This is a genomic window from Rhizobium sp. YAF28, assembly GCF_052113285.1.
Lineage (GTDB): Bacteria > Pseudomonadota > Alphaproteobacteria > Rhizobiales > Rhizobiaceae > Rhizobium.
The window spans coordinates 166,463-182,832 of the sequence record NZ_JBFRCX010000006.1; the positions used below are offsets into that span (position 1 = coordinate 166,463).

Consider the following 16,370-nt stretch of genomic DNA (forward strand, 5'->3'; position numbering starts at 1 on the left):
GGAACCCGCAATGGCAGAGCCTCTCACCAAGAAATTGACCGTGTCGGCGACCGATGTGGCCGTCGAGATCATCAACATGAACAAGTGGTACGGCGACTTCCACGTTCTTCGCGACATCAACCTCAAGGTCATGCGCGGCGAGCGCATCGTCATCGCCGGCCCTTCGGGTTCAGGCAAGTCGACGATGATCCGCTGCATCAACCGTCTGGAAGAGCACCAGAAGGGCCGGATCGTGGTTGACGGCACGGAACTGACCAACGACCTGAAGAAGATCGACGAAGTGCGCCGCGAAGTCGGCATGGTGTTCCAGCATTTCAACCTTTTCCCGCATCTGACGATTCTGGAGAACTGCACGCTGGCGCCGATCTGGGTGCGCAAAATGCCGAAAAAGCAGGCCGAAGAAGTGGCCATGCATTTCTTGAAGCGCGTCAAGATCCCCGAACAGGCCAACAAATATCCAGGCCAGTTGTCGGGCGGCCAGCAGCAGCGTGTGGCGATTGCCCGTTCGCTCTGCATGAACCCGAAGATCATGCTGTTCGACGAGCCGACCTCGGCGCTCGATCCGGAAATGATCAAGGAAGTGCTGGATACGATGGTGGGCCTTGCCGAAGAAGGCATGACCATGCTCTGCGTCACCCACGAAATGGGCTTTGCCCGCCAGGTCGCGAACCGCGTGATCTTCATGGACCAGGGCCAGATCGTCGAGCAGAATTCGCCGGCCGAATTCTTCGATAATCCGCAGCATGAGCGCACCAAGCTGTTCCTCAGCCAGATCCTGCACTGATCAGGCAGATATAACATTCAAAACCCGCCGGCTGATTACCGGCGGGTTTTTCATGCGTTCTAACGGGAAGCCGTAGAGCGCAGCAGACCGAACAGCCCTGCGAGGCCAGAATCATACCCGCTGGAAACGGATATATCCCGACAGCGAACAAGCATCTTCTTCTGGTCATTGACAGACATTTCCCGGAAGCGCTGGAGCACCACTGTCGGCGTGAGGCTGCCGGACCCTACCCCGGTACCGTCGCCGGAACTCGCGCCTCCACCTGTGCTAGCGGCTCCGAGACCAAGGCCGAGATTCAAGCCATTCGGCCCGAAAAGCGCAGGGCCTGTTCCATCACCACCGCCGATGCTGGCATTGACGTTTATGCCGCTGCCCGAATTGCCAAGGGCGACGCTCATTGGATTAGCCCGTGCGAATTAAACGCGGTCAGGTTCCAAATGTTTCAGGGAAGCTGCCGAGAGAAAATCATGGTTAAAATACCCTAAAATTTACTAGATTCGTGCGTTTCAACTTGGGACAAATACCACCTTTGGATGAGGCGACTGACCTCTCGGGCCAGTCGCAAATGCCCGTTGCAATCGTCCTCACGTCAGTTGCGGCCGTCGTTCGGCCGTGACTTTCGTGCCTCGGAACTGCTGGAAGAGGCCGTCTTGCCATCGGGCTGCTGGCCGAAATAAGTCCCGCCAAGATGTCCTCCGGCACTGGTGTTCTCTACCTGCCGCTCTGTTTTCTTGCGGATTTCGTCTGCATTGGTCTTGCTCATTCTGATCTCCATTGTTTGAAAAATGGATATCTGGACAACCGATGCAGGCCGATAGAGTTCCATAAAAGATGGGTGCGGCAGCTTGGCACAGATGACTGTCGGAACCAAAATGACCGCAAAGACTTTCCTGCCTTGGTTATGACAAAGCCGACGTTATATCCTTCCTGCGATATCCAAAGGAGACGAAAATGAAAAAGATACTCGCGACCACAATCGCCGCAGCCTCGTTGCTCCAGGCTTTTGCCATGAGCGCCAGTGCGGCGGACCTGGTACGGACGGAGCCGCCGGTGGCTCCCGATGTAAGCGGGGGCGTGAAGATCGGCTATCTCGATTGCGATATCGGCGGTGGTGTCGGCTATGTGCTTGGTTCTTCCAAGCAGATCGATTGTGTCTTCCAGCCGACGAGCCGTGGCGAATCGCCTGAACATTACAGCGGTGCTTTGCGCAAGTTCGGCGTGGATCTCGGCTTCACCACGCGTGGTCGTCTGCTTTGGGCCGTCTTCGCGCCGACAGCCGGCTATCACCGCGGCTCGCTGGCCGGCCTCTACCAGGGTGCGACCGCTGAAGCCACGCTTGTCGGCGGCCTCGGCACCAACGTCCTCTTTGGCGGCACTTCCGGTTCGATCCATCTTCAGACGATCAGCGTCACGGGCCAGCTTGGCCTCAATGTTGCCGCGACAGGCACGTCCATGACGCTGTCGCCCGAGGGTTAAGGCAGCAAGAGCCAATAAAACAAAGGCCGGCGGCGCGTCGTCATATCCGATGCGCCGCCGGCTTGTTGTTGTTACCGATTCTAATGCTGCCCTTGGCCACGAACAGAGTTCATAGTCATGTCGCGATATCTAGAAAATTCTGAAAAAGTGGCGACCCCTGCAGGACTCGAACCTGCGACCTGCTGCTTAGAAGGCAGCTGCTCTATCCAGTTGAGCTAAGGGGCCGTCTCGCATGTCGCGATCCCGCGACATGCGGCATATTTGTCTTGAACCGCGTACGGATCAATGCGTCCAGGGCTGGGTGCGGGTATAGCGGAAATTATCCGGATAAGCGACGACCTGACGGATGGGATCCTTCGGAGCAATCACGCGGTATTCGATGCCGCTGCGCTTGGCATAGGCTTCTGCGAGTTCCTGCGTTTCGAAGGTCAGCTTGACCTGCTGGCGCATGTCGCCTGACGAGGTGTAGCCCATGATCGGATCGATCTTGCGCGGCTGCTCCTGATCGAATTCCAGCACCCAGAGATGGGTCTTTGCCTTACCGGACTGCATTGCGGTCTTGGCCGGACGATAGATCTTAGCAGACATGCTGCAGTGCCTCCGATATGCGGGCGGCGCCCGCCTTTCATAAATCAACCCTGATCAGGCTCGCTTGCATATCCCAGTATGGCAGCAAGAAGTGAATTTTGATTATCCGCGAATCCTCGTCTTTTCAAGGGAAAAGCGCCGTTATCACAGCATGGACAGGTGAGCGAAACCGATTGCCGCTCCGTGCGTTTCTAATACGGAGCGCCCAAGGCGCAGCCCTCTTTGCAGCCGGGTGTGGATAAGCGGGCAATCCTGTTACACAATCCGAAATGTTTCGGATTGTTGCATGTTTTGATCGCTTTCTAATTGTTATGGCCGGCATAGGCGACTAGGGTGCCTACCAACCGTTGTGACACGGGTGAGAACTATGAGAACCTCTGCAGAATTCCACGCCATCATGATTGGAGCCAGCATCACTGCGTTTTTTTACGCGGCGATCAGTTATGCCCAATATGTCGGCCTGCTTGCTCAGGGCTGAATCACGGCACGCATAGACAGGCGTGCTTTAGCGACGTGAATGATATTGTCGCATGTTCCCGATGCCAAAATCCGCCTTGTGACGGCAACGCAACAAATTGTGGCGCCAATCTCAAATCACTAGGGATATAGGGAAAAACATGGTCGGAGTGGAGAGATTCGAACTCCCGACCCTCTGGTCCCAAACCAGATGCGCTACCAGACTGCGCTACACTCCGAGCCGTTGTTGGCAGCGGGAATACACGCTTCCCCCTGTCCTAGCAACCCCATAAATCCACCTAGGCCGGCAGATTTCACAGGCTTACTTCGCCTTTTTCGTTGTCGTGGCGCTGACGATACGATCGCCGGGGCGGATATTGAGCTTGCGGGCGATGCCGGCGTTTATCTCGACCACATATCGGACCTCACCCATCGAATCGATGATGTCGCGGGAATAGGGCGTGGCGTCTTCCTTGATATGGGTGATCACGCCCCTGTCGTCCGCAAAGAGCATGTCGAGCGGCAGGACGGTATTTTCCATCCACATGGTGACACGCCGCGATACGCCGAAATCAAAGATCATGCCGACGTTCTCGGCCATCGTCTTGCGGAACATCAGGCCGTAGGCGCGTTGGTCGCCGGTGGCAGCGATCTCTACGGTGAAGTGCAGCATTTTGCCCGCAGCCGTCTGGATGATCAGCGGTTCTCTATCGAAGTGCATGTCCTGCTGTGCAAATGCCGGCAGGGCGACCATGAAAAAAAGCGCCATGGAGGCGCTTCTCATCATCTCAACGGAGAAAAGGCTGCGCATCAGTGAGACCGGCCAACCGGGCTCGGAACGTCAGGATGGATCTCGGCAGCCATCAGGCCCTTCTCGCCGTCGCCGAAGCGCACCAGCACCACCTGGCCGGGGCGCAGTTCGGTGAGGCCGAAGCGGCGGAGCGTTTCCATGTGAACGAATATGTCTTCCGTGCCCTCACCGCGCGTCAGGAAGCCGAAACCCTTGGTGCGGTTGAACCACTTGACCAGGGCGCGCTCGAGGCCACTGGTTGCCGTGACCTGCACATGGGTGCGAACCGGAGGCATCTGCGAGGGATGGATCGCAGTCGATTGATCCATGGAGAGGATCTTGAAGGCCTGGAAGCCACGCTCGCGACGCTGGATAAGCGCGACGATTCGGGTGCCCTCAAGAATGGTCTGGTAGCCGTCGCGTCGGAGGCAGGTTACGTGCAGCAGCACATCCTGCATGCCATTGTCGGGAACGATGAAGCCAAAGCCCTTGGCCACGTCGAACCATTTCACCACGCCGGTGATTTCAACGAGGTCAACCGGTTCCCCCGACAACTCCTCAAGGTCGGTAAAGCCATTCGATGAAATCCTGTCAGCCATGTCGCCAGCCCCTCAATACGCGTCACACTGTTACGGTTAACTGATTCTTGAAATCAAGATTAACATCTTGGTAACGGATAAGCGCAAGTCCTAGTTTTCGGTTATTCCCAACTGTACATTTTATAGCGATGACTTGCCCGAAACTGGCGTCTGTTACTCCAGATGGGCTAGCCTAAATAGAGAGAGGAAACACAATGCGTTATCTCCACACCATGGTTCGCGTCAAAGACCTCGACGCTTCCCTCCATTTTTACACCACACTCTTCGGACTCGAGGAAATCCGCCGCCATGAGAACGAGAAGGGCCGCTTCACGCTCGTTTTCCTGGCCGCTCGCGATGATCTCGACCGTGCCCGCAGCGAAAAAGCTCCCTGCCTGGAGCTCACTTATAACTGGGACACGGAAGATTATACCGGAGGACGCAATTTCGGTCACCTCGCCTATGAGGTGGATGACATCTACGCGATCTGCCAGAAATTGATGGACAATGGTATTACGATTAACCGCCCCCCGCGTGATGGTAACATGGCCTTCGTACGCTCGCCCGACGGCATCTCGATAGAGATCCTGCAGAAGGGCGAAAAACTGGCCCCGGCCGAACCCTGGCTGTCCATGGGCAATACCGGCGCCTGGTAAGCCAAGCTGCAGGCAAGCTTCACGAGGCATTCTCCGGTTCTATCGTAACGGAAGCGCGCTTTCGGGCGCCTTCCGCATTCACCGGAGATTTCTCGGTTGCCCAGAAACAACAAGCGGATTGCCCCTCCGAGCCGGCAGGCTGTCGGTGCTTTGCTGATCGCCAGCTCTATCCTGGCGCTTTCCGGCTGCGTCTCCGACAAGAAGGCGCTTGATTCGGCCGCCGTCGCCACACCGGCTGTGGGGGGACAGCCGGCGCCGAGGCTTGCAGCAGCAATGCCCGCCGCATCGTCCCCCGCGTCGAAACAGCTCTATCGCGATCCGATGCTGACCAATGTCTCCGGTGTCAATCCGCAGGCAGCAGTGCAAGATCCGAATGCGGCAACGGCCGCGCCGCCCGTCGATCCGTCTATGCAACAGCAGCAGCCGGCCAATATCGGCGGTCTCGTCATGCAGTCGACGCGAATCAATGCGCAGGCGATGAGCATCTTTTCCGATCATCAGCCGCTGCCGCAGAACAATTCGACCTCGACGGTCATCCAGCGGCAGGGCGTGAACGCCTACGCACCTGAGAACGCTGGCCCAAGATCGAGCGTGTTCAGCGCGCCGCCCGAGCCACAGCAAGGCGAGATGCTGCCGCAGCAGTCGTCACAGAATACCAGCACGAAGCTTGCGCCTGATCAGACGGCTTCGCTTGCCGGCGGAAGCATTCCGGGATCGACGATGAATGCGCTCTACAGCGCGCCGAAGCAGAACCTGCTCAGCAGCCTTTCCGGGCTGCTGCAGAAGGCATCGCTGCCCGGCATGACGCGTGTGGCGCCGAACGGCCTGCATGTGCAGAACGACAGCGTCCAGGTCGGCTGCTTCAAGCCCGATCTCATGCGGGTCATCAAGACGGTCGAGACTCATTTCGGCAAGCCCGTCGTTATTACATCGGGCTATCGCGATCCGCAGCACAATCGTGAAGTCGGCGGCGCCGAGGAGTCGATGCACAAGAGCTGCGAGGCCGCCGATATCCAGATCGACGGCATCAGCAAATGGGATATCGCCCAATATATCCGCTCGCTCCCGAACCGCGGCGGTGTCGGCACCTATTGCCACACGGATTCGGTCCATCTGGACACCGGCAATGCCCGAGACTGGAACTGGGGCTGCGGCCGCAAGAGCGCGCCGATCGCTTCGGCAAGGGCGATCTGACCTTCCCCCTCTGAAAGAGTGACGTAGGGAAAGCGGCCGGACCCCGATTTCCAGCCGCCACTGCAGCTCTTTGATTCAGCTGCAATAATCTTCATTTTCCACAAGCGGAAACGGCTTGTCATTTTTTTGAAAAATTTCGAATTTGCCGCTTGCGGGATCGGAAGTGCCTGACTATAAGGGCGCCACCACAGCACGCGCCCTTCGTCTATCGGTTAGGACGACAGATTTTCATTCTGTAAAGAGGGGTTCGACTCCCCTAGGGCGTGCCACTTCTTCTTCCAATTCGACATTATACTTACCGCTTGCGGAACGCATTGCGCTTTCCTATTTGAGCTGAAAGCCTGCGCCCTTCGTCTATCGGTTAGGACGACAGATTCTCATTCTGTAAAGAGGGGTTCGACTCCCCTAGGGCGTACCAAAAGCCACCGACCGAAATTTCACGAAGAACTAAATTTGTCCTTGTAGCCGGACGAGAGAAATCGGAATTTTGACAGCAAGTTCCGGAATTCCGATTTGCCTACGCGGCCTCTTCGGCTCTCCAATTGGCTGCGCTCAAGTTGCGTTCCGGCGAGGAGCGAAGCCGACCCAGAGCACGACGGCGAATAGTTCTCCGAAGATATTCCACCACGATTCGCTTTTCACGTGTCGCAGGAACCCCTGCAGGCCAGATGAATGCTCTAAAAGATGTCTTATGATATGGCCACCAAAGCCCGTGTAGCACGGTCTATTGCCGCCATGACCGATTTTTCCTTCCCACCACAACACGACGTTTTCTGGAAGCCTCTCCTCGAGAGGTCTATCGCCCAACCCGTTTTTCATGTCGTAGTAATGACTAAACCTCTGGTCCGCGGGTACACCTCCGGCAATCTCAGTTTCCTCGATCCGTCGCAATGCGTGAAGCTGTGCGGCCTTATCTAAAGCGAAAGGGAGTTGTTCAAGAACCGAGAGCGGCACGAGATTCTCGATTTCACGACAAGGAAGGCAAAGCGCCCACGCGAAAGGCCATTGCTCGCGCTCAGCATCTGCACGAGCCCTTCTAACTTCGCTCTTCTCGTCTTGATCGTAATGGTCGCGGTCGGAATCCACGAGTAAACAGGTGAGACGCTTCGCGTCTATCTGCTGCTTCCAGACCTGATAGGCGCTTTGGCCTCCCCCGTTTCGAATTTCGAAACCCACTGCTGGCGCTTGCACGTTGTTCTTAACCGCATCAAGGATGGCTTGATAAAGCTTTCCATCGTACTGAGAGTCTTCGACAATCAACTGTGCACGTTCAGTAAGATCGAAGGTTGCCGCGTCCAATAGTCCAACAACGATCCGGTTTCCATCAGAGACCGGACCACTTTTATGCGCGATCTCAATTGAGACTCTGACCAACGCCTTATTTCTAAGCCCGCCTGCTTGGGTGAAGTCGTGGCGAATTCGCGAGAGCGTTGCGCGTTCCTTGCTATTTAAGTCCAAATTGTCGGCCAGCCAGTCACACTCCGCCCTCGGGATGATTAGAAGATGATATCCTCGCCGATGGGCTCTCAGTAGTTCGCAAACTAGATCAGTGAGTTTGCCTTGATCTGCCGAGGCGAAGTCATGCGCAGTAGCTAGAAGATCGAAAATCATCGTTAAACGCTGGGCTCAAAGAAGCCGTAAGGCCAGTTAGTCAACGTGCCTTCGTCGTCGAAATGGGCAAGTCGCACGTTGGTGAGGCGTTCGGTTGGATCGTCCTCGCCTTCAAAAATTAGGATCTGGACATCTTCAGGCTCTATCTGCCCAAGGGCAACCAACTCCCCAAGCCTGTTAACGAGAGCCTCGCTGTGGGTTTCGATAATGAACTGCACTGGGCTGGGGGCACCACCACCCTTGTTACCTCGCTCAGCCACAATTGCGTCGGCGATGAGCGCCTGGTGTGCAGGGTGCAGATGAAGTTCCGGTTGCTCAATTACAAGAATCGACCCCTGTCCTCTCCGCGTCTGTGACGTTCTTCCACCTACGCCCGTTGATGCCCACCAGATTTGCCCCAGGACCGGCAGGATCTGGGAGATGCCATACCCATTGTCCACGATGTTCGTCGTGTAGTTTCCGACTTTGAGATTGATGCTGATGTGCCCGGAGCGCTGTTCGACTTCGACGCCGTATCCGAAGCGGTCTGCAACCCACGTCGAAAAATCTTCGCGTAACTCATCGTTGAGTGAGTTCAAGAACATTGGAAAGTTTTTGCCATCAGGGTCGATCTCAGAGACCGCAAGATCCTGATATCTGTAGTAGCGCTCGCTCCTCGCGCGCATTGGGCCGATATAAAGTGTCGTTGAGAGGATTGCTCTCAATTCAGTAAATACTGCTGGAACAATCCTGATGAACCTATACACATGGTGAAGCTGAAACAGCCGCTGCCTTAGTCGAAAGGTGTCCTTTCCGCGTATGTCTTCAATGATACGCTTTAGGCCCTTTGCGTTCATCTTAGACGCTAGATCTTGCAAAGAAGCATCTGATAGGTCGCTCAATTCCAAGAAAATGTAAGCGAACATTTCCAGTTGGTGTTCACCCATACGCTTGTTGACATGCGGTGCTACGAGGTTCCTAAAATTCGTTCGAAATAGGATCGTTTCGTCGAAATAGTAGCCGTCTTTATCATTGCCGGCGAGACGTATCGACATCTCCGGCAGGAAAGAGCCGGGCTTGAAATTCACGACTGCCTCAGAGAGTACGGAACTCACATCCGTTTCGTTGAACTGTAACTTAGTTAGATCGCCTTCGGCGTCGAGATGCACGTCAAACCGGCTTTCGCCCTTGTCATACGTGAAAGACAGGTGGTTGAGCGAAACCTTTCCCTCTTCCTCAGCCATGGTGAGTTTCACATCCACCGGATGTCGTACCCGCCGTCGCGGCTGGAAGCGCTCTTGCGGCGAAAACCCTCGGCCGGAAATGTAGCCGTCCACACCAAACGACAGGGATATTGTCTTGGCGCGCCCGTCAGAAATAACAGAGTGAAAATCGCCGAAGTCAACTAAGTCCCCATACCACAAGATTGGAGAGCTAGTTCGCGTCATCAATGACTGCCGCAGTAGCGGAAACGTTCGAAGGAACGTGCTTTTGCCACTGCTGTTTTTGCCTACAAGTAAAGTGATTGGTCTAATTTCGATCGGCGGCACGTGCCGCAAACGCCGCATATTCTCTAAACCGAAACGAAACATCAGTTGCAAGGCCCCATAGAACAACGCGACCATAGGTCGAAATGATAATTGTTTCTAGCGCCATATTATTCGTTACCTGTGGATGCGTTAAATTTTTCGTCATAGCAGTTAATAGGACTCAGATGGACCATTCTCCATTATTTGATGGGCTAACTAGCCGAACGACTCGGCTTCTCGGCTGGAAGTAAAGTGGGCGGGTCTATTCCCCTCAACCCCGCCCTTAAGAATCACTGAACCCACTGCGTCACAAGCACTTCAACGGAATTGAACCACGGGTTGGACTGACCGTTTTCGAGGAGCGGCGTTTTGATCAGTCGTATCGCAGTTCCTTCCAGAGCCGGTGAAACAACCAGAAGCGTCGGCTTCACGCCGAGCGGGCGTCCGCTGTCTCCCTTCTGGGTCTGAAGTGCGGTGCGCGCGGCTTGGTAGTGCGCCTCATCGAGCGTCTGCTTCGATCCAAAAGCAAGCTGCCACAGGCCAAAGCCCGCCGCGCCCCGACTGTCGACGCCGTAGATGTATTCCTTGCGGAAAAACACGTTGTCGTCGCGCGCATCATCCTTCGACACGAAATCAGGCTTGCGGCGCTCCTGATAAATGAGCGGCTTGAACGCCCGGCTCGTGTCCAGCAGGAACCAAGCCGGTCCGGTGCCGCCATCGGTATTCGCGACGGAAACTGGGTTCTCCTCCCCCACCGGATGATCGGTGTCGAAGAAATACTGGCCATCGTAACACTTCTCCGTAAAACCCTTTGTCAGAAGCGAGAACGTCAGTTCGTCAGGCAGCTCCGCCGACGACTTGCCCATTTCTTCCATCAACGGCGAGAAGATGCCGTAAGTGTCATCTTCGACATCGTTGCGACTGACGGAAACCGTACTTTCGAAGTCCTTGTTGGCGATCGTCATCCCGTTGGCGGCAAGCCCTTTGATGACGCGGTCTCCGATCCACTCGCGCATCTTCGGGAACTGCCCGAGCCACGCATAGGTTTCCTGTTTCGTGGTCGATGGGACCTTCATCGCCACTTTGTCCCACGCTGTTGGCGCGGACTGGAAGCCCTTGGCGAAAGCGGCCTTGTAGCCGGTGAAAAGATTATCGAGATTGCCGCGATTGATAAGCATTTTGAAGCTCTGGGATTGGCGCGCTCTCAGGCCCGCGCATTGGTGAAGTCTTCGGGCGAAATGCCCATGTTCGTGCAGATCGCCAGCTCATCATCCGAGAGGCGTGTGTTTGTACGCTCGCCCGGTGGCGTGGCGCTCGCGTGCGATGACGTCGTGATGTGCGAGAGGTGCGGCCCGACGCGTTCCACGAAGGCGTCGTATTGCGGTTTGTTGACGGTACACATCGAGACTGCCCAATCCTTGAGGAAGGGCGCGAGCAGACCGCCGCGCACATGGGCCGCGACATGCTCTTCCGCCGCCTTCTGGCTGATGCCCTGGCGCAGCTTGTTGCCTTCAGCAACGACACGCTCGAAATCGCCAATCGGCACGAATTTCGCCGGATCGGGATTGGCAGCGTTGATCGAGAACGCGGGGTCGCCAGTCAGTCCGGCAAGATCGCTTGCGACAGTAGCAAGCTCCCCGAACTTAGCGAGGATGTCGGGCTGACTGGCGGTTTCCGGCAGCCCGAGCAGCTTGGCAGCCGCGCTGAGCTTAGCGTTGAGGTTTTCGGGATCCATGGAAGTCTCCGCGCGATTGAGCGCCGTGAGTTGATCGAGGTTCGGGGAGTTGGTGAGGGCCGCGTTTTGCAGTGCCAGGACAACGCCGTCCTTGGTGTGGGTGAAGACCGGCGAGATGTACCGGTATTCCTTTTTGTCGATGTGGGCGGCGGCCTTGTCGGTCCATTCGACCAAGCCCCAGATGCCGTCTTCGCGCACTTCGAGCCCTACGATCCAACCGGCTGCTGGCGCTGGCTGTCCGTTCGTTTTGCTGTTGAACGACTGGTGCTCGTAGTCGATGACGATTTTGCGCTTACCGGTTTTCTGCCGGCTTGCCAGCATAACGGCCACGGGATCGTCCAGCCGGTAAGGCCCTCGCCCGTCGACGCCGGAAAACGTTCCGGCAGGGATCAAATGCACCCACTTCGTGCGCTCGCCTGCGTCTTCGGTCATGAGTGCCAAAATTGGCGCGTGAGAAGCGTCCGCGGTCATACTGGCCCCACGGATCGGATTTCATGCCAGACGCGTCCAGCGGGCTTCAAAACGGCTTCAAATTTCCAACGGATAAAGCACGGGCTCACGCAGCGGCCGCCTTTCCCCGCCTGTGCGCATACAAGCGCCGCAGTTCACTTGTTCGGCGCCCGTTCAATATTCGGCGAACCGTCTCGTCCGACACCTTAAGTTTTCGAGCGATTTTTAGCTTCGAAAAGCCTTTACTATGGAAGTAGCGGCACAAGAATTCGCGGCAAATGGGGATTTTTATGTGCCCGGCTCCGATTGCACCGCCTAGCTGCCGAGCCTTATCCGCTCCGACGAGGTCGACAAGATCTCCACCTTGCCGCAAAATGCTGTCAGGGCGCGGCAGATAAAGCGGCGTACCGCCCCATTCAAGAAGAAGGCTCACCGCCAGTTCAACCCCGAGAACATCGAAGAAGGGAGAAACCATTTCTGGGACTTCGGCCTCATGGGCTATGCCATCAATATCCCACCGAATTGTCACTTTGGTCTCATCTATAGCGGGACGGTTCGTCATGCCGCTCTCTCCCCGTCCGCGGCTTCGATAAACCACGTTCCGTACTCTTTCATACGCCGAGCGACTTTAAGTCTGCGGTCGAACTTCTTCTCTTTCGACCACAGATGGTGACGCACCGTTTCGTCGGCTACCCGTAGCCGGCGACCTATTTCGACGATGCTCAATCCGCGCGAAGCGTAGAGCGGAATGAGAAATTCATTGGCCAGAGGCACCCGTCCGACCTGCCCGTTTCCAAATTCTCTGAACATGTTCGACGCCGTCTCGGGACCGAACATCTTGTAGACCGCATTGCTGGGTGTTCCCCTAGAAACGTAAAATGGACCGCCTCCGTACTTCAGGAAAAACTCTGCTGCGTTGTCGATTCCAAGCGCACGGATATAGCGTCCTATCTCCTCGGAGGGGCGATAGGTGCGTTCTTTGCCGTCCCTGTCTGTCCACGTAATTTTGGTCATGTGGACATTGATAAATCCCACACCGTCGGCGGGTAGTCCCGGCTATGCGAGAATTGACTTTTTCGGGGTTTTGTGGGCTGAAAACGCAATGATTTGAGAGGGTTCGGCTTCACCTTGAGAAGCGCGGCGGGGCCTCGCTGGAACCCCGCATAATGGCACCGCCGAAACGGTCCTACGGCCGCGAGATTTTCACCGTGTCACGCGCCAGAAGATTTTAGCGCGGGCTGGGATTCCGGCTAGAACCGCAGCTGTGGGGGCTAAGCGAAAACATTTCGCTTTGAGCAATTGATAGCAAAGGATCAAACTGAGCCTTTGCTCAAAACGACAACTTGTCGCTTTGCTCAATGCGGTTTTACTTCGTCCGCCGCTTCTTGGATCAGCGAGATAAAGCGGCGTTTGTGATCGTCGTCGAGTTCCTGCCACAAATCCAGGAGCTTCAAATATCTCGAACGCTCGTCAGTGATCGGCTCCGCCTCGTCATCGCTGATGTCGGTTTTCTTCGAGCTCACTCGCCCCTCTCCTCACTAATAGCGCAAGCTTTGCGCAATTCCGCAAACTTTCCGAAAATGGATCAACTTGATCCCATTTCCGAGTGGCAGCGGAATTCCGCCAAGCTGTCGCAATTAATTGGGCCAACTTGACCCAATTTCCTGACCGAGAAGAAATTGGGCAAAGTTTGCCCTATTTTCAACGATGCAACCTGCACCTTTGAAAATAGTGCCAAGCTGGCACCATTTCGAAATCGTGCAAACTTTGCACCATTCTCATAGTGCAAACTTTGCACCATGCCTGTCGGTCCGCTCCGCATAAAACGCCTTTGCGGTCGCTGCCATCCGCACATAGGCCTCGAAGAAAACTGGGTTCGCCATCCGTTTTTCTACCGCCTGGACCGCGAGATGGATTGAGCGACGCTGCCTCCCCTGCATTCGCGTCACCTTACGGCGAGCCACATTCAAATCAACGGCCATGATTCGAACGGCAAGTTGCCGCGCGAGCTGCGCGTCCTTGTAAGCGCGGGGCGGCTTGCGGATCTCGCTGATTGACAGCCAGGAGAAGACAGCGCTCACCGCCTCATAAGCGCACTGCGCCAACAAAAGGCCCCTGTCCTCGCAGTCGTAGAGGTTGCGCCCGTTTCGGCGCGACCGCGTTGCCTTCAGCAACTTTCGATGACGCTCCTCGCGTTTTGCAGTGCGCTGGTTCAACCGCCTCACGGCGCGCTGTCCTCTCCAGTTGAATAGCCGTCTGAATAGGCGCCGTCCAAGAGGTCGTAAATTATGCCTCGAACAGTCATGTAGGCACTATCCGCCTTGCCGATCTGCGTTTCGGTGGCGAGCTCCTGCCGGAGTTGCATGATCGCGGCCATAGCCGCCTCAGTGCGCGCGGTGACCGTCTGATGGCTCTTTTTCGTGGGCTGTTTGCCTTTGCTGTTCATTTCGGCAAGTAGCCTTTTTCCTTCAGATGCGACTTTAGCAGCCGCTCGACGTATGAGGCGATCGAGCGCTCTTCCTGCTCAGCCGCTTTCTCAAGTGCTTTCTTGACTTCCTCGTCAATGCGGATGGATAGCGCTGCTGTTTTTGCCATGTGTGCCGTTGTGTGTAGTTGCAATACAATTCGACTTGTGTTTATGATACACACAGTTGCACACAAAGCAACAGCCCGCGCCAGTGTTCGAGCACTGGCACGGGCCTAACCGCAGGCAAAGGAGTTGACCCCATGCCCGAAGCTGTAGCCAGCAATAGCATACCCGCGTCCGAAGGTCAGCCAGAGGAGTTGACCGCCCTTCTCAATCTCACAGCTACCATGGCTTTCGCTCTGGTTGACCGCATGATCACGGCGCGGCTCGCTGGCACCAAGCCGGAAACCGCCGCGCCATCTGGAAAAGTCACCATATGGCCCGACTTATTCCAGCGCATCGGCAAGATCGTCGATGATGTCTATGCCGATCATCGCCTTTCCGTGCCAGAACCCGGAAACGCCAATCCCACGTCGCAATATTTTCACATGGTCATTCGCAAGCTGGAAGGCTCGCGCGACCCTTTCGAAGCCGGTAGCCTCTTGCCGTGGATCGAAATGAAAATCCGCGCCGACGCCGCGAAGCTCGCAGCGCAGCCGATTGAGGCGAACGAAGATGGTTCGCTGCGCGACCGGATCATTGCCGACAACATCGCCGCTGGCATCTCGTCCGCCGATATCGCCCAGGCGATGAACATCAAGCGTTCTACCGTCGAACGCATAATCGGTCGGCTGGAAGGGAGAGATCGAGACAGCCGGAAAGCCGGCTGAAAACTCGAACCACATAGCAGGGGCGCGGCTTCATCCGCGCCCTTTTTCTTGTCTACATTCCGCCGTCGTTTCGGCGCTGACAGCCCGCCAGGATTGCCGCACGTTTCATCGCATCGACAAGCCCGATGGAGGTGAAATTTGTACCCGCGTCCCACCGCCCGAGAGATGCGTGATCTTCTCGCTTATTCGAATGTCACGCCTGTGTGGCTACTCTACTACTGGCGACTTCTCAAGGGCCGCGCGGCCGGCGACTACGCCGCTGCGTTTCGCCTTTTGCCCGATCATTTGCCACGCGGAACGAAGCCGCCAACCATCCCCGAATGCGCGCTTGTTCTGGCCGATCATGGCCTTGCTTGATGTGGGAATCTTTCGCCCTTGAAAAGCGCGCCTCGGCTTCTTTTTGCGCTGTATGTGGGAATCTCTATCGGCTTGATTTATAATGCAATTCCGCCGCTAGCGGGGCCAAAGAGAAGTCGCTGACCGGAGATTTTCATACGAATGTGGAAATCTTTTTTGGTTTTTGGCCGCGCAGTCTTAGACACATTGCCGTTTCCCCAAGTTTCGTGAAGGCTCGAAAAGCCCGGTCTGCAGGGGTTTGAAGGATCTTCGAACGAACTTCGAAGCTTTTTCGAGCGCCTGTTGAAGGAAACCACCTCGCGCATACGTTCGAGCGCGAAACTGGTTAATTCCATTCCACCACGTGTCAAAAAGTTATGTCTCGCCGAACGTCGTTTTCGGTCAGAAAGCCTCTTGTTTTCAGATCATTAACCGCAGGTTACCGGCAAATATCGGCTAATCCCATAAATTCCGATTATTGGTGACAGACAACAGTCCTGTCATATGGTGACCCACCGCTGCAGGCCAACAATTCACGCAGCGACAAGGTCTGGCGAAGACAATCATTCCCGTCCGCTTTCCACTTTTCCACAAGCCCAGAAAAAATCTGCATAATCCGGCGAAAAATTCTCATTTTGCCGCTTGCGGCGCAGAAAGGTGCTGACTATAAGGGCGCCACCACAGAGCACGCGCCCTTCGTCTATCGGTTAGGACGACAGATTTTCATTCTGTAAAGAGGGGTTCGACTCCCCTAGGGCGTGCCACTCTCCTTCATCATTTCCCTGTCTTTTCATAGAGTTCCGTTCGCGGATCCAACTGTGCTTGTCGCGCGAGTTGATGGGGCAAATGCAATGACATCACGCATCATACGCTGCCGTCTGCAGAACGAAGCTCGGCTCGTGAACTCGCTC

General features: G+C 55.9%; 21 protein-coding genes and 5 tRNA genes. 9 read left to right on the plus strand and 17 right to left on the minus strand.

The genetic code is table 11. From position 1 onward, the window contains the following. Positions 1 to 10 precede the first annotated feature (10 nt). Entirely contained in the window at positions 11 to 784 is a 774-nt protein-coding gene (locus AB4Z13_RS15355; RefSeq protein WP_007827421.1) for an amino acid ABC transporter ATP-binding protein, read from the plus strand. Between the two features lie 59 nt (positions 785 to 843). Here the strand turns inward: AB4Z13_RS15355 and AB4Z13_RS15360 are convergent, their stop codons facing one another. Next, the gene (locus AB4Z13_RS15360) at positions 844 to 1,182 is read right to left on the minus strand and encodes a hypothetical protein (RefSeq protein ID WP_439014864.1); all 339 of its coding nucleotides are present in this window, start codon (positions 1,180 to 1,182) and stop codon (positions 844 to 846) included. A gap of 191 nt (positions 1,183 to 1,373) precedes the next feature. Then, entirely contained in the window at positions 1,374 to 1,547 is a 174-nt protein-coding gene (locus tag AB4Z13_RS15365; RefSeq protein WP_439014863.1) for a hypothetical protein, read from the minus strand. Positions 1,548 to 1,735: 188 nt separating this feature from the next. On the opposite strand from AB4Z13_RS15365, the gene AB4Z13_RS15370 reads away from it, so the two are divergent. Continuing rightward, positions 1,736 to 2,260, plus strand: coding sequence for a DUF992 domain-containing protein (locus tag AB4Z13_RS15370; protein WP_439014862.1), 525 nt, complete (start codon positions 1,736 to 1,738; stop codon positions 2,258 to 2,260). A gap of 148 nt (positions 2,261 to 2,408) precedes the next feature. Here AB4Z13_RS15370 and AB4Z13_RS15375 read toward each other — a convergent pair. The 5 genes from AB4Z13_RS15375 to AB4Z13_RS15395 all read right to left on the minus strand — a co-directional run bounded on the left by AB4Z13_RS15375 (position 2,409) and on the right by AB4Z13_RS15395 (position 4,693). Beyond that, positions 2,409 to 2,485 (minus strand) — tRNA-Arg (locus tag AB4Z13_RS15375). A gap of 57 nt (positions 2,486 to 2,542) precedes the next feature. Then, the gene (locus tag AB4Z13_RS15380) at positions 2,543 to 2,848 is read right to left on the minus strand and encodes an ETC complex I subunit (RefSeq protein WP_310383286.1); all 306 of its coding nucleotides are present in this window, start codon (positions 2,846 to 2,848) and stop codon (positions 2,543 to 2,545) included. 618 nt (positions 2,849 to 3,466) lie between these two features. After that, positions 3,467 to 3,543 (minus strand) — tRNA-Pro (locus tag AB4Z13_RS15385). An 83-nt stretch (positions 3,544 to 3,626) separates the two neighbouring features. Further along, a complete protein-coding gene (locus AB4Z13_RS15390) occupies positions 3,627 to 4,115 on the minus strand; it encodes a DUF192 domain-containing protein (protein WP_439014861.1) in 489 nt (162 codons plus the stop codon). Further along, positions 4,115 to 4,693: a cold-shock protein gene (locus AB4Z13_RS15395; protein WP_007827433.1), complete on the minus strand. Its 579-nt coding sequence runs from the start codon at positions 4,691 to 4,693 to the stop codon at positions 4,115 to 4,117. The genes AB4Z13_RS15390 and AB4Z13_RS15395 overlap by 1 nt, the downstream gene beginning before the upstream one ends. 194 nt (positions 4,694 to 4,887) lie before the next feature. On the opposite strand from AB4Z13_RS15395, the gene gloA reads away from it, so the two are divergent. The 4 genes from gloA (at position 4,888) to AB4Z13_RS15415 (ending at position 6,940) form a co-directional block, all read left to right on the plus strand. Next, a complete protein-coding gene (gloA, locus tag AB4Z13_RS15400; protein WP_112545722.1) occupies positions 4,888 to 5,328 on the plus strand; it encodes a lactoylglutathione lyase in 441 nt (146 codons plus the stop codon). 96 nt (positions 5,329 to 5,424) lie between these two features. Further along, positions 5,425 to 6,522, plus strand: coding sequence for a YcbK family protein (locus AB4Z13_RS15405; RefSeq protein ID WP_439014860.1), 1,098 nt, complete (start codon positions 5,425 to 5,427; stop codon positions 6,520 to 6,522). A gap of 194 nt (positions 6,523 to 6,716) precedes the next feature. Further along, a tRNA-Glu gene (locus AB4Z13_RS15410) sits at positions 6,717 to 6,791 on the plus strand. Positions 6,792 to 6,865: 74 nt separating this feature from the next. Next, positions 6,866 to 6,940, plus strand: a tRNA-Glu gene (locus tag AB4Z13_RS15415). A gap of 134 nt (positions 6,941 to 7,074) precedes the next feature. Here AB4Z13_RS15415 and AB4Z13_RS15420 read toward each other — a convergent pair. The 10 genes from AB4Z13_RS15420 to AB4Z13_RS15465 form a co-directional block, all read right to left on the minus strand. Continuing rightward, positions 7,075 to 8,133: a hypothetical protein gene (locus tag AB4Z13_RS15420; RefSeq protein WP_442206258.1), complete on the minus strand. Its 1,059-nt coding sequence runs from the start codon at positions 8,131 to 8,133 to the stop codon at positions 7,075 to 7,077. A 2-nt stretch (positions 8,134 to 8,135) separates the two neighbouring features. Continuing rightward, on the minus strand, positions 8,136 to 9,704 hold the full coding sequence (locus tag AB4Z13_RS15425) for a DUF3696 domain-containing protein (protein ID WP_442206259.1): 1,569 nt from the start codon (positions 9,702 to 9,704) through the stop codon (positions 8,136 to 8,138). A gap of 227 nt (positions 9,705 to 9,931) precedes the next feature. Continuing rightward, on the minus strand, positions 9,932 to 10,819 hold the full coding sequence (locus AB4Z13_RS15430; RefSeq protein ID WP_442206260.1) for a Mu-like prophage major head subunit gpT family protein: 888 nt from the start codon (positions 10,817 to 10,819) through the stop codon (positions 9,932 to 9,934). A gap of 26 nt (positions 10,820 to 10,845) precedes the next feature. Next, complete coding sequence (locus tag AB4Z13_RS15435) at positions 10,846 to 11,847, minus strand: phage protease (protein ID WP_442206261.1); 1,002 nt, start codon at positions 11,845 to 11,847, stop codon at positions 10,846 to 10,848. Between the two features lie 85 nt (positions 11,848 to 11,932). Continuing rightward, positions 11,933 to 12,388 (minus strand): hypothetical protein, encoded by a 456-nt coding sequence (locus tag AB4Z13_RS15440; protein ID WP_442206262.1) that lies wholly within the window; start codon positions 12,386 to 12,388, stop codon positions 11,933 to 11,935. Next, complete coding sequence (locus AB4Z13_RS15445; protein WP_442206263.1) at positions 12,385 to 12,840, minus strand: hypothetical protein; 456 nt, start codon at positions 12,838 to 12,840, stop codon at positions 12,385 to 12,387. The genes AB4Z13_RS15440 and AB4Z13_RS15445 overlap by 4 nt, the downstream gene beginning before the upstream one ends. 341 nt (positions 12,841 to 13,181) lie before the next feature. After that, complete coding sequence (locus AB4Z13_RS15450) at positions 13,182 to 13,349, minus strand: hypothetical protein (protein ID WP_442206264.1); 168 nt, start codon at positions 13,347 to 13,349, stop codon at positions 13,182 to 13,184. A gap of 255 nt (positions 13,350 to 13,604) precedes the next feature. Next, complete coding sequence (locus AB4Z13_RS15455) at positions 13,605 to 14,051, minus strand: hypothetical protein (protein WP_442206265.1); 447 nt, start codon at positions 14,049 to 14,051, stop codon at positions 13,605 to 13,607. Further along, complete coding sequence (locus AB4Z13_RS15460) at positions 14,048 to 14,272, minus strand: hypothetical protein (RefSeq protein WP_310383265.1); 225 nt, start codon at positions 14,270 to 14,272, stop codon at positions 14,048 to 14,050. Before AB4Z13_RS15460 ends, AB4Z13_RS15455 begins: the two co-directional genes overlap by 4 nt. Further along, on the minus strand, positions 14,269 to 14,421 hold the full coding sequence (locus tag AB4Z13_RS15465) for a ribbon-helix-helix protein, CopG family (protein ID WP_310383263.1): 153 nt from the start codon (positions 14,419 to 14,421) through the stop codon (positions 14,269 to 14,271). Before AB4Z13_RS15465 ends, AB4Z13_RS15460 begins: the two co-directional genes overlap by 4 nt. Positions 14,422 to 14,553: 132 nt before the next feature. On the opposite strand from AB4Z13_RS15465, the gene AB4Z13_RS15470 reads away from it, so the two are divergent. From AB4Z13_RS15470 to AB4Z13_RS15480, 3 genes are all read left to right on the plus strand, one after another. Beyond that, a complete protein-coding gene (locus AB4Z13_RS15470; protein ID WP_310383261.1) occupies positions 14,554 to 15,123 on the plus strand; it encodes a hypothetical protein in 570 nt (189 codons plus the stop codon). Positions 15,124 to 15,261: 138 nt separating this feature from the next. After that, positions 15,262 to 15,480 carry a hypothetical protein gene (locus AB4Z13_RS15475; RefSeq protein ID WP_442206266.1) on the plus strand — a complete coding sequence of 73 codons (219 nt, stop codon included), beginning with the start codon at positions 15,262 to 15,264 and terminating at the stop codon, positions 15,478 to 15,480. Positions 15,481 to 16,148: 668 nt separating this feature from the next. Next, a tRNA-Glu gene (locus tag AB4Z13_RS15480) sits at positions 16,149 to 16,223 on the plus strand. Positions 16,224 to 16,370: the final 147 nt, after the last annotated feature.